Below are 11,993 nucleotides of genomic sequence, written 5' to 3'. Positions count from 1 at the left end.
GCTATCCCTGCATCGGCTTCTCGTGGTTCAACATCCAGTTGATGCCGAACTTGTCCGTGAAGCCCGCGAAGCGGTGCGCCCAGAATTGCTCCCCGGGAGGCATGTGGACATGTCCGCCGACGGAGAGATGCTTGAACAGCTTGTCTACTTCGTCGTTACTGTCGCAGGAAATGCACACGGAGTAGTTGGTGCCCTGAGTGAACGGCATACCGGGCATGTTGTCCGATGCCATGAGCAGGACGTTGCCGTTCTTAATTGCAATGTGAACGTAGCGGTCGCCCGCTCCCGGAGGTGCGCCACCCGGTGCGTCCGAGAACTTCATTTTGAAGATCTCGCCGCCGAGAGCTTTGTGGTAGTACTCCATCGCTTCGCCGCAGTTGCCGTCGAAAACCAAATAGACATTAATTGCTTTCATACGATCCTCTAAGTTTTGAAATGGAGTTTCTGATTACTTGAACGCGGCTGGCTTGCCGATGACACGCCGCAACACGCCGAGCTGTCCGGAGTGATAGGCCTGGTGGAAAGCCACTAGGCTCATCAGCGAGCGCACCGTTTCATCGGGATTGTTGGCTGGAGAGAAGGGCGCTTTTTCGTCGAGTTGTTCCGGGGTGAGAGCGCCGAGACCGGTTTCGAAGCGCACGACTGCTTCGTCGAATCCGGCTAGAAGTGTCGCGAACTCAATCGCGTCGGCGGCGGTGATGGGCTTGGAGCCGCGGTCGTAACGTTTCACCTTGTCGTAGTCGAGGACGGTTGGTTGTCCGACCGCTGGCAGTACGTTGTTGTACACACATACCAGGTGACCGACCACCCAATTGATGTTGTTGCCGCCCGACGCCGGGCTTACCAGGCTCTCGGCATGCGAGATGCCTTCGGTGTTGACCTTCACGGCGAACTGCGTCGTGCGGTTCTGCCCCCGCAATACGGCGATGTCGCTGGTAGATTGCAATGTTGCACTCATATTCTTTCTACCTCCGTGCATGTAACGATTGGCAGCCCCCGAATTCGACACGGTTCGAAGAAAAGATTTTTTACTGCGTGAGCTGGTCGTGCGGAAGGTTCGGTATCTCCAGCACTGGCCGGATCTCCACCGTCCCCCGTTTTGCGCCCGGCAAACGGCCCGCGACGGCGATGGCTTCATCGAGATCGTTGGCGTCAATCATGAAATATCCGCCCAGTTGTTCGCGCGTCTCCGCGAACGGGCCATCCGTCACCAAGCGGCGTCCTTCGCGTACTTGCACGGTGGTGGCAGTCGCAATCGGCTGCAGTGGCGCCGTCGAGATCAGCTTGCCCTTCGCCCGCAGGTCGTAGGCGACATCCGTCGATTCCTTGAAGCACGACGCCCGGTCAGGATAAGTCCACTCCGTTTCAGACGCGTAAATCAGCAACATGTACTTCATTCGTCCCTCCGAAATTGAGTCGAACAGGGCTCTCCGAAATCGACATCCCTTACGGCAAAATTTAGAATCTTCCGAATGTCGCTCAGGGATGTCCCCACAGCAGTCGAAGAAGTGTATCGCTCCGAGTGGGGGCGTGTCGTCGCGACCCTCATTGGAATGCTCGGCGGAGACTTTGATTTGGCCGAGGAAACCGCGCAGGAGGCCTTTGCCGCCGCCGTAACCCAGTGGGAGAAAGACGGCGTTCCTGAGTACCCACGGGCTTGGATCATCTCTACCGCGCGCCACAAGGCCATCGACCGGATCCGCCGCAAGGCTAAATTTGAAGAGGAACTCGAGCCGCGCCTCGAACAGGGAACTCTCGACGTCGCGACCCCCCCACAGGAGTACACCGCCGAGATTCCTGACGACCGACTGCGCCTGATCTTCACTTGCTGCCACCCGGCGCTGGCCTTGGACGCGCAGATCGCACTTACATTGCGCACGCTTTGCGGACTCGAGACCGAAGAGATCGCGCGCGCCTTTCTCGTGCCAGTGCCGACGATGGCGCAACGAGTGGTCCGCGCCAAGAGCAAGATTCGTGACGCCGGCATTCCGTATGCCGTCCCCGAGACGAGCCAGATGGCGGAGCGCCTCGATGCGGTGTTGCACGTGATTTACCTGGTCTTCAACGAGGGCTACTCAGCGTCGTCCGGCGAGTCGCTCACGCGCGCCGATCTTTCTGAAGAAGCGATTCGGTTGGCGCGCATCGTCGTAGAGTTGCTGCCCGATCCCGAAGCGCTGGGCTTGCTTTCGCTGATGCTGTTGCATGAATCGCGCCGCGCCGCACGCACCTCCGAAGACGGTGACATGATCCTGCTCAACGATCAGGACCGCACGCTGTGGGACCGCGCACTGATCGCCGAAGGTACTGCGTTAGTCGAGCGTTCCTTCGCGCTGCGGCGTCCCGGGCCTTACTCGATTCAAGCTGCCATCGCCGCGGTCCATGCCGACTCTCCAACTCCCGATGCCACCGACTGGCGCCAGATCGTCGCTCTCTACGATCTCTTGTTGCAGGTTGTCGCCTCGCCCGTCATCGAATTGAATCGCGCTGTAGCGGTGGCCATGCGAGACGGTGCTCCGGCCGGCCTTGCCGTAATCGATACGATTCTCGCTCGCGGTGATCTCGCGAACTATCACCTCGCATACTCCGCCCGCGCCGACATGCTGCGTCGTATCGGCAAAAAATCCGAAGCCCGTAAAGCTTACGAACGTGCCCTGGCGCTGACCCAGCAGGCACCGGAACAGAGATTTTTGAGGAAGAGAATTGCGGAAGTATCTGGGTGAAGAGTAGTGTCAGCCTCATCCAAAATTGTGGGAAACCATTGACCCGACTGACTTCGACTCTCACCTTCGCCGCAATTCTGCTTTGTTTCTCTCCCGTTGCTTTCGCCCAGGGCCACTGTCGCGATGGCTACCAAACCCCCGACTGTCCCCTCAGCGCCAAGGTTGCGACCGCGCCGATCCCGGCGGTGTTCGCACCTACCGGATGGAAGACGGTCGCGCTCGACCACATCACCTTCGAAATGCCCGACTACCGGAGGGAAGAAGTTTTCTACGAGGCGCTGATGGGTTGGAAGCTCAAGTCCGACGATGGCAAAGAAGCTGTGCTGGATATCGGAAATTGGGGGACGGTGGTCCTAAAGCAGGCTCCAGAACGGAGTGAAGCGGCGGTGACCAACTTCTGCTTCGTCATTGAGCCTTGGGATGCAAAGACCGTGGAAGGTGAACTCAGCAAGCGAGGGTTGCATCCCGTAGCTGACAACGACGGCAAGGGCTTCGAGAGCTTTCACATCAAAGATCCAGACGGCTTCGACCTTCAAGTCAGCAACGGCAAAGGATTAGCGAGGGCGCGTAAAACGCAACTCCCCCTCCCCTTGGCTAAGCCCATTCCGTTCCCATCCACCAAGTGGAACACAGTGTGGCTCGATCACATTTCCTTCAAGGTTTCGAACTACAAAGAGAGCGCATCGTTCTACAGCAACCTGCTTGGCTGGAAGTCAACGTACGACGAAGGCAGCCAGAACGAGCTGATGATCGGTAATGTCGGCGATATCATCATCCGCGGCGGCAATCCTAACGACCCACACTTCAAGAAGGATGCTCCGCGTCACGCCGAAGTGGACCACATCTCCTACGGCATCCTGCCCTGGAACTCAGACGCAGTGAAAGCGGAGCTTATAAAGCGCGGTCTCGAGGCAACCGTGGATACCTCTACTCACGACGACATCGATGTCGCCGCTTACAAGAGCTATCACACGACCACGCCGAACGGGTACAACTTGCAGATGAGTTTCGTGACGCGGGAGAACCGGCTGGCGTTGTCGAACGCGGTCAAGCCGAAGACTTCAAACGAATAGTCGGGCCGAATCTTCGCTTGCGAGTATATAGTCAAAAAACTATAATAAAACCGTTGTGGCGTCCTCTCACCCATCCCGCTTCGCCTCGATCTCTTGGGAAGGTGATTCGTGGGAGGTGCTGAAATCGTGGCCGAAGCCTATTCGATGGGACTTCGGACAGTCACTCCGTGAAATGCAGTTGGGTCGGTCTGCGCGTCTCAATGTACGGCCCATGCAGTCGGTCGGTGCCGGCGTATTTGAGTTGAAAGATGCCGATGAGAAGACATGGTACCGATTGCTGTATTTGGCGCGGATAGACGATGTCATATACGTGTTGGATTGTTTCGAAAAAGACACTGCCAAGACAGAGCGCAAAGAACTGAATCGCGCGAGACAGCGGCTTTCTGCGGTGCGCGTGAGGCTGATGGAGAGGAAGAAAAATGAAAAACGAAAGAAATAGACCCAGCCACGTCACCACTGGCGATATTTTCGACGACCTTGGATTCTCTCCGGAAGAAGCTCTTGAATCGAAGCTCAAGACCGAAATCTGGCTCGCAGTGATCCGCCGTATTGAACAAAAGAAATACAGGCAAGCAGATCTCGTCAAGTTGTTGCAAGCCCATCAGCCCGATGTGAGCAATCTGCTCAAAGGCAAGGTGGCAACGATGAGCATCACGCGCCTGCTACAGTTTGCGGCACGACTCGGCCTTAAAGCACAAATCAGAATTTCCGCGTCATCTTCCAGCGAAGCTCGCAAGTCAGTGGAGCCGTCTTTTCGACGAAAGCGCACTGCCGCGTAGCTAGGGCTTCTCCTGTGCCCAACTCTTCCCGCCATCATGCGTCACGAACGACGTCCCTAAGTTCGTGGTCAACACGCCGTCGTTTGCCGAGGTGAACTGGATCTGCGTTATGTCCGCGGCGATCCGCACTCGCAGCGTCTGCCGCTCCCAGGTCACTCCGTTGTCAGGCGAGTGATAGAGGGCGAGGTTCTTCCCGCCGGCCCACACGTTTTCCCCGAAGGTCGTGACAGCAAGAAAGTGCGAACTGGAGTCGCCAAGCGCGGGCTTCCATTCGCCGAGCAGGGCGTGCTCGAGCCCGCCCGTGGTGGTGACGCGCCATTGCGTCGCTGCATCTACTTTCTTCGCCGCGGATTTCGCGAAGCCCCCAAACGCCTGTCCGGCCTTGGTGTCGAGATTGGCGGCCTTGCTGCGGCTTGCGCCATTCGCCGACAGGGATGCGCCGTTGGTTGACTCCGTGCTGTACGCGTATCGGTCATCCCGCAGCTTCGAATCTTGCTGCAAATTTGCCGCCGCAGCTCCCTCCGATTGTTTTAAGGTCTGGACTTTGTCTGCCGCAGCAGGCGCGGGTGCACTCATCGCGACCGCCGGCTTGGCTTCCTCTGCGATCCTTCCTCCCACCCCCGCTCGACGAGCCATTTCGTTTTGCACTGGTCCGTTTACGTCTTTCTCTTTTGCCAACTCACGCCGCTCAGTCGGAGCTGGCGATGGTGGCGCGGCCGGGGATGTCGCAAGTCCACCAAGCGGCTGTGCCGGCACAATCCGCTTTCGTGGTTGATAGGTCTCGAGAGACTTGGCTTTATCTTCTTCTTTGTTCGCTGGCGCAACCTCTGTCTTTGTCGCAACTGTCGTCGAAGCCGGAACTTGCGGTTCATCGTGCCGCGCCTGCGCCATTTCTACAGTGTGCTTGCTTCTGAGCAGCGACGGTTGACCAATGAAGATGGCAATTACGACTACCGCAACAATCGGCATCGCCCACGCCCACCAGCGCACCCGCTTCACTGGAACAGCGGCGACCACCGGCTGCACGGGCTCCTCAGCTGCGCCCGTCGCAAGAAACACCACCTCGCGGCACTCCCTGCAGGCCGCGAGATGCTCCGTTACCTGGCGCTCCTCTGCCCCGGTGAGCACCTTCTCGATGTACGCATTCAGCACATCGGGAGCAGGGTGCTCTGCCGGAACGGGATGTTCCAGGTTCTTGCGCAAACGGTTTTGGAAATCACTACTCATGACACCTACGGCTCGCTTCCTTTATAGAACGTCCCACCACCCGGTTCTTGCCTCAAACTTTTTTCGATCGGGACTTGCACGTCTCGGACGTCAAGTTCTCCCATCGCCTCGTCCGCCTGCCGAGGCGACATCCCGCCATCTATCAGCCGTTTACGGATGCGTTTCCGCAGCAGCCCGGTTACCCGCTCCAGCTTTCGGCTGATGGTGGATTCATGGACGCGCTGCACCCGCGCGATTTCCGCCAGTTTGCGGCCGTCGAGGAAATACGTCGCGAGCAGCAGACGATCTTCCGCGTGGAGCGCCGCGATTTCGGCGCTGATTGCGTGGTCCATCCGATTGTCAGGCGGAGGATCCGGAGCGGAAGGAGTGGCTTCGAACTGTTTACCCTCTTCCACCTGCTCTTCCAGGCTGGTTTCGCGCCGCGTACGCCGGTATCGATTTACATATTCCTGCGCGACGATGGTCCGCAGCCAGCCTTCGAGCGATCCGCGTCCGGAGTAATAGAGCAGCTTGGAACTGCGTTCAGCGCCCTTCTCGGAGACCCCGTACAGCTCGGCGTAGAGCGAGTCGGCCAACTCGCGCGCGGTCGCGTCATCGCCCGCGATTTTGTAGGCCGCGCCGTAGAGCACGGCGCGATAGCGATTAAGAAACAGCTCCCACGCCGTGTTGTTTCCGGCCGCGCAAGCCCGCGTCAGGACCAGCTCTTCCACGCGCAGCGCGCCCAGAAACGCCTGCACTTCCGCTGAACTCGCAGAGGCGTTCCATTTGCCCACAACTGCGGAAACGATGCCGGAGAGTTCTTCGCGCGAAATCTCAAATTTTGCTGCGCCGCACGCGCCAAACTGCTGCGCACAGAACGCAGTGATGGCTTGCGCGATTTCAGGGCCGGCACCGGGCGCGGAACTCATGTGTGCGAATCGTACAACGGTACTCGGCGTCGTTCCACTGCTCTCTGTTCTGGTTCGTCGTCGTGCGAACGTGCGACTCATGAAAGAAACGAATCCAGTGCATCGGATTCACCGATGCACGCAGCTCGGCTTGACGGCTCAGAAATCGCGCTTTTGCGTTTACAGCTAGGTTCCCGTCGCCGGTTTCGTGCCCCATACTTTGCACCATCTCCCGCCGCCTCATGCACTTTGATGCTTCCCCCTACATGACGCCGGCTGCTTCGCTGCGTTGATCGTCATAAAGCGTCTTTATTCCCGCAATAGATTCTCGTTCTTAAAAGCAAATCGAATCCACGCCAGAAGAATTGTGCGTTGGACTGACTTCGCCGGTGCCGATAGTTTCAGCGCCCAACACCACGCACGGAATTTCGCGACGACTGAGACCAGGGGAGAAAGCGGGAAATTCAGCTATGCGGAACCGCCGATGTTCGGGGGCCATGATTCTATTTGTCAGCCTGTTGCTGCCCACAATCGCTCGAGGGCAGGAGCAGCCGAGTACCTCTCAACCATCGGCTGAGGCGCTCGCTAAACATCTTGAGGAGATGGAACGTGAGATCAAGGAATTGCGGGCCCAGGTGAAAGTGCTAACCGGTGAAAAAGCGGCGGCAGAGACCGCGCCAGCCGCGTCAGGGGCGTCGTCTGCTGTTGTGCAGAACTCGCTGGTAAGCGGCACTCAACCTGCCGCCGCTCCTTCGGCAACCCCATCGCTGGCTTCGATTCTCGGGCCAACCACGCTGAGCGGATTCGTGGACGTGTATTACGGCCAGAACTTCAACAATCCCGAAAGCCAGAACAACGGCTTGCGCTATTTCGATCAGGGCGCAAACCAATTCGGTTTGAACTTGATGGAGTTGGTGATCGACAAGACGCCGGATCCCTCGAACAGCCGTACCGGCTACCACGTTGCCCTCGGCTATGGCCAGGCGATGAACGCGGTCAATGCCTCCGAACCCAAAGCCGGGCTGGGCTTCGATCAGTACCTGAAGGAAGCCTACTTCTCGTATCTCGCGCCTGTCGGAAAAGGGCTGCAATTTGACGTCGGCAAGTTCGTCACGCCCGCCGGCGCCGAAGTGATCGAAACCAAGGACAACTGGAACTACTCGCGTGGCGTGCTCTTCTCGTATGCCATCCCGTATTTCCACTTCGGCATGCGCACCAAGTACACCTTCAACGACAAATATGCGCTGACCGGTTTCTTCATCAACGGTTGGAACAACGTTGTGGACAACAACACCGGCAAGACCTACGGGGTCAACTTCGCATGGAACCCCAACAAGAAGTTTGGAATCGCCCAAACCTACATGGCGGGTCCGGAAGAGAACGGCCTCAACCACAACGTGCGCCAGTTGAGTGACACGGTCTTCACCTACACGCCGACAGCGAGACTTTCGTTCATGTTGAACGGCGACTACGGTCGTGGCGATCGCTACGTCACCGACACCGAAGCGAACACCTTTTCGCATGCGGTGCACTGGACGGGCGTAGCAGGCTACGCAAAGTACGCATTGGCCCAGAACATGGCCATCGCCGGCCGATATGAGTACTACGACGACGCCGACGGCTACACGCTCGGAACCCTGACAACGACCCACGTCAACGAATTCACTGCCACCTTCGAACGGATCATCGGACACCACATCATCAGCCGCTTCGAGTTCCGTCGAGATATGTCGAACCAGCCGCTGTTCTATAAGGGCAGCAATCCGGTCACTGACCAGAACACGCTGACCGCGGGCTTGGTTATGACCTTCAACAGCGGGGAGGGCGGCAAGTGAGGCGCGGAACACATTTCAATTTCGGAGAGCTCGTACTTGGGTTCTCCGTTACATGGGGAACAGCGGCCGGAGCTCCAATTCAACCAACCCCTGGTTTCAGCGCTCTCGCCGCTCCCCCTCCAATTCGGATTGCGAGGAAAGGGTGAGCATGCATGAACGTTCCTCGAACCGTGCCAATCCTCGGATTGCTACTTGGCTTTGCCGCACTGCTTCGAGCGTTGTTGCTGCTGGACCGCGACCCGCTTATCGCTGTCCTTGGACTGCTGGCGGCGATGGCAGTGCTCCTGGCGTCAACGGCCGTCCTTTGCGGCGACGACGCGATGAAAACTACGGCCGCTACAGAAGATCGCAACAGGTTCTGAATTCTCGAAAAGGAGACTACGTGCAATGAATCACGTCCCACAACACAGGTCGAAATTGTCTTTGGCGCAGAAGTTTACTCGGTTGGCCACCCGGTTGCGGGATCCAGAGTGGCGTCGTTACGGAGCGACAGTCGCTGCCGGCAAGGCGATCGGCATCTCCGTCGTGATGCTCGCGATGGTGGTGATTACAGGTCTCTTCTTCACCACTGCGCTCGCTTCTGATACGGCCGTGAAAGCCGCCGACATTGTGAACCCGATCAACACCGTCTGGACGTTGATCGCGGCCTTCCTTGTCTTCGGTATGCAGGTCGGTTTCACCATGCTCGAGGCCGGCTTCTGTCGCTCTCGTGAAACCGTGAACGTGCTGATGGAATGCATCGTGGACACTTGCCTCTGCGGCTTGCTGTTCTACGCATTCGGATTTGCGTTCATGTTCAGCCACGGCAACGGATTCATCGGCTACCACTGGTTCTTCCTCAAAGACGTGCCCGCGACTTACGAGACCACCGGCGTCGCGTTCCTCGCCTTCTGGCTCTTCCAGTTTGCTTTTGCCGATACCTGCTCGACGATCACGTCGGGCGCCATGATCGGCCGCACCGGCTTCGTCGGCGACCTGATTTACAGCGTCGGTGTCTCGGGCTTCATTTACCCAATCGTTGGACACTGGGCGTGGGGACCAGATGGCTTCCTTGCGACCATGGGATCGTCGGGCTACTTCCTCCCCTCGGTCGGTATCAGCTTCCACGACTTCGCCGGCTCGACGGTGGTTCACACCATCGGCGGATTTATCGCACTCGCCGGTTCGATCGTCCTCGGCCCGCGGCTTGGACGTAAGTTCAAGCGCGACGGCGGCGCTCCGATGTTGCCGCACGACTTGACCATCGCGGCCAGCGGCGGTCTTCTGTTGTGGTTCGGCTGGTACGGCTTCAACCCCGGCAGCACACTCTCCGCCATGGATTTCGAGGGCATTGGCCGCGTCGCTACCAACACCACGCTCGCTGCCTGCGCGGCTGGTCTCACGGCGATGGCCTACGGATATTTCCTCAGCAAGAAGTGGGACGTCGGCTTCACCGTCAACGGCTTCCTCGCCGGGCTCGTGGCCGTGACTTGTCCCTGTTATTGGGTGAGTCCGACGGGCGCCATCATGCTCGGTGGCGTCGCTGGCGTGGTCGTGATTCTCGGCGTCGAAGCGCTCGAATGGCTACGCATTGACGATCCTATCGGCGCAGTTCCGGTGCACGGGCTCTGCGGTATCTGGGGCACGCTTTCGCTGGGACTCTTCGCCTGCGGCAAGTACGGTTCTACCGGTCCGCTTGCGCCCGACAACTCCGCTGCTTTGAAAGGACTGTTCTACGGCGGTGGTTTCCAACTCCTGACCGCGCAGGCAATCGGCAGCGCGATCATCACTTTCGCCACGTTTGGCGTGGCTTTGGCGTTGATGTATGCGGTGAACGCAACCGGCACGCTGCGTGTTTCTGAAGAGGGCGAGTTGTATGGCATCGACCTTCACGAGCACGGTATCCCGGCGTATCCGGAATACGTCATCTCGGCGCTCGCTTCGCCGAGCGGCGCACCGCCGCAGCACCACGCGGTGGAGAAACATCCGGTCAAGCTCACCGAAGCAGTGGCAGGTGCAACTGCGCACAAGTGATCGCTAACAACGCCAAACAACGAACCAGGTCCCTTCACGAGATGAGGAGAGATGAATGACGAAATTGGAAGCGATTATTCAGCCCAGGAAACTCGACGAAGTGAAAGATGCGCTTGTCGCCATCGGTATCGACGGCATGACCGTCTCAGAGGTGCGCGGTCACGGAAGGCAGAAGGGTCACACCGAAACCTACCGTGGCCGTGAGTACGACGTCTCGTTCCTGCCGAAGATCAAGATCGAAGTCGTGATCGACGACGAACGCGTGGATGAAGCGGTGGAGACCATCCTCCAATCCGCAGCCAGCGGTCAAATCGGCGACGGCAAGATCTTTCTCTACAAAGTGGACGAAGCCATCCGCATACGCAACCAGGAGCGGGGCGTAGCGGCCATCTAACTCCCAAGCGCTCCTCGCTGCCGGCCGCAATTCACCGCGCGCCCGGCAGCTTAGGAGCGCATCCTTCCTTTTGAGGCGTCCAGCCAAGCCACCCCGCAGAATGCGGTAAACTGAAGCCACCACACGCCTTTCAACCCGCGGAGGGATGTGTGAGCGGTTGAAACAGGCGGTCTTGAAAACCGCTTTACGGGAAACCGTAACGGGGGTTCGAATCCCTCTCCCTCCGCCATTCACTTCTTTTGCATCTCATCCTGCACTTCTCTCGTCCAACCCAAACGCATTTGTTCGGAGGCCCTTATGAAGTGCAAGCATCTTTCTGAAATCCGCGAAGTCACGCCGTCGGCTGACGGTTGCGAAGAGTGTCTTAAGATGGGCTCCACATGGGTGCACCTGCGTCTGTGCCTCATCTGCGGACACGTCGGCTGCTGCGACAGCTCGGTCAACAAACACGCGACCAAACACTTTCACAGTTCCAAGCACCCGATCATGCAATCGTTCGAGCCCGGCGAAGACTGGCGCTGGTGCTATGTAGACCAAACCGAGGTTTGAGCGCGGCGCTGATTGCTTTGTGATTTTAATCACATCCTCAAGGCTGAATTCCCGGTAAAACAGAAGCTCAGTTCAGTTCGGGAGTGGGGTTACTCCCTCGGGGAACAATCTTGACGATTCGCTGGAAAAGCAGTTACAGCGTCGGCGTGTCCGTTATGGATAACGAACACCGCAGCCTCTTCAACGTGATGCATGAACTTGATAATGCCCTCGCCGCTGGCAGCGGGCAATTAGTGATCGACACGGTCCTCGCCAAGGTGACGAACTGGGCGGAACAGCACTTCACGCACGAGGAAGAACTGATGCTAGAGAACGGCTTCCCCGGCTATGAGGCCCATCGCGCGGAACATGACCAGGCGCGCCGCCAGTTGGAAACATACGAGCACGACCGCAAAGCGGGAAAGCAGGGAGTCCCCGTTTCCTTGCTCTTGTTTCTCGATTCCTGGCTGCGACAGCACATCCTGAAGATCGATCTGCAGTACGCCGGCTATCTCAATCAACGCGGAATTCGTTAGC

Annotated in this window: 15 protein-coding genes and 1 tRNA gene; 11 read left to right on the top strand and 5 right to left on the bottom strand. The window is 58.3% G+C overall.

Translation table 11 applies throughout. The annotated features are described in order from the left end of the window. Window position 1: 1 nt before the first annotated feature. From ACID345_RS23200 to ACID345_RS23190, 3 genes are all read right to left on the bottom strand, one after another. Window positions 2-415 carry a VOC family protein gene (locus ACID345_RS23200; protein WP_011525253.1) on the bottom strand — a complete coding sequence of 138 codons (414 nt, stop codon included), beginning with the start codon at window positions 413-415 and terminating at the stop codon, window positions 2-4. 33 nt (window positions 416-448) lie between these two features. Continuing rightward, a complete protein-coding gene (locus ACID345_RS23195) occupies window positions 449-958 on the bottom strand; it encodes a DinB family protein (RefSeq protein WP_011525252.1) in 510 nt (169 codons plus the stop codon). Between the two features lie 70 nt (window positions 959-1,028). Further along, window positions 1,029-1,397: a YciI family protein gene (locus tag ACID345_RS23190; RefSeq protein ID WP_011525251.1), complete on the bottom strand. Its 369-nt coding sequence runs from the start codon at window positions 1,395-1,397 to the stop codon at window positions 1,029-1,031. Between the two features lie 75 nt (window positions 1,398-1,472). Here ACID345_RS23190 and ACID345_RS23185 point away from each other — a divergent pair, with 75 nt between their 5' ends. From ACID345_RS23185 to ACID345_RS23170, 4 genes are read left to right on the top strand one after another with little or no spacing between them, the layout of a single operon-like run. Next, window positions 1,473-2,720, top strand: a complete 1,248-nt coding sequence (locus ACID345_RS23185; protein WP_011525250.1) for an RNA polymerase sigma factor — start codon at window positions 1,473-1,475, stop codon at window positions 2,718-2,720. Between the two features lie 38 nt (window positions 2,721-2,758). Continuing rightward, window positions 2,759-3,793 carry a VOC family protein gene (locus ACID345_RS23180; protein ID WP_011525249.1) on the top strand — a complete coding sequence of 345 codons (1,035 nt, stop codon included), beginning with the start codon at window positions 2,759-2,761 and terminating at the stop codon, window positions 3,791-3,793. A gap of 55 nt (window positions 3,794-3,848) precedes the next feature. Further along, window positions 3,849-4,232 (top strand): type II toxin-antitoxin system RelE/ParE family toxin, encoded by a 384-nt coding sequence (locus tag ACID345_RS26435; RefSeq protein ID WP_011525248.1) that lies wholly within the window; start codon window positions 3,849-3,851, stop codon window positions 4,230-4,232. Next, on the top strand, window positions 4,213-4,572 hold the full coding sequence (locus tag ACID345_RS23170) for a helix-turn-helix domain-containing protein (RefSeq protein WP_011525247.1): 360 nt from the start codon (window positions 4,213-4,215) through the stop codon (window positions 4,570-4,572). The genes ACID345_RS26435 and ACID345_RS23170 overlap by 20 nt, the downstream gene beginning before the upstream one ends. On the opposite strand, the gene ACID345_RS23165 is transcribed toward ACID345_RS23170, so the two are convergent. Continuing rightward, entirely contained in the window at window positions 4,573-5,799 is a 1,227-nt protein-coding gene (locus ACID345_RS23165; protein WP_011525246.1) for a zf-HC2 domain-containing protein, read from the bottom strand. A gap of 5 nt (window positions 5,800-5,804) precedes the next feature. Beyond that, window positions 5,805-6,707 (bottom strand): RNA polymerase sigma factor, encoded by a 903-nt coding sequence (locus tag ACID345_RS23160; protein ID WP_049762022.1) that lies wholly within the window; start codon window positions 6,705-6,707, stop codon window positions 5,805-5,807. A 476-nt stretch (window positions 6,708-7,183) separates the two neighbouring features. Between ACID345_RS23160 and ACID345_RS23150 the strand changes: the two genes are divergently transcribed. From ACID345_RS23150 to ACID345_RS23120, 7 genes are all read left to right on the top strand, one after another. Beyond that, window positions 7,184-8,521, top strand: coding sequence for a porin (locus ACID345_RS23150; RefSeq protein ID WP_228370698.1), 1,338 nt, complete (start codon window positions 7,184-7,186; stop codon window positions 8,519-8,521). A 152-nt stretch (window positions 8,522-8,673) separates the two neighbouring features. Next, window positions 8,674-8,883: a hypothetical protein gene (locus ACID345_RS23145; protein WP_041856026.1), complete on the top strand. Its 210-nt coding sequence runs from the start codon at window positions 8,674-8,676 to the stop codon at window positions 8,881-8,883. 82 nt (window positions 8,884-8,965) lie between these two features. Further along, window positions 8,966-10,534: an ammonium transporter gene (locus ACID345_RS23140; RefSeq protein ID WP_228370697.1), complete on the top strand. Its 1,569-nt coding sequence runs from the start codon at window positions 8,966-8,968 to the stop codon at window positions 10,532-10,534. Between the two features lie 55 nt (window positions 10,535-10,589). Next, window positions 10,590-10,928, top strand: coding sequence for a P-II family nitrogen regulator (locus ACID345_RS23135; RefSeq protein WP_011525242.1), 339 nt, complete (start codon window positions 10,590-10,592; stop codon window positions 10,926-10,928). Window positions 10,929-11,067: 139 nt separating this feature from the next. Beyond that, window positions 11,068-11,157, top strand: a tRNA-Ser gene (locus ACID345_RS23130). A gap of 68 nt (window positions 11,158-11,225) precedes the next feature. Continuing rightward, entirely contained in the window at window positions 11,226-11,477 is a 252-nt protein-coding gene (locus tag ACID345_RS23125; RefSeq protein ID WP_011525241.1) for a ubiquitin carboxyl-terminal hydrolase 14, read from the top strand. 110 nt (window positions 11,478-11,587) lie between these two features. Then, window positions 11,588-11,992: a bacteriohemerythrin gene (locus ACID345_RS23120; RefSeq protein WP_011525240.1), complete on the top strand. Its 405-nt coding sequence runs from the start codon at window positions 11,588-11,590 to the stop codon at window positions 11,990-11,992. Window position 11,993 lies beyond the last annotated feature (1 nt).

Source organism: Candidatus Koribacter versatilis Ellin345 (assembly GCF_000014005.1).
GTDB lineage: Bacteria > Acidobacteriota > Terriglobia > Terriglobales > Acidobacteriaceae > Korobacter > Korobacter versatilis_A.
The sequence above is the reverse complement of the archived record's forward strand: the minus strand, read 5'-3'. Positions and strand labels throughout refer to the sequence as shown.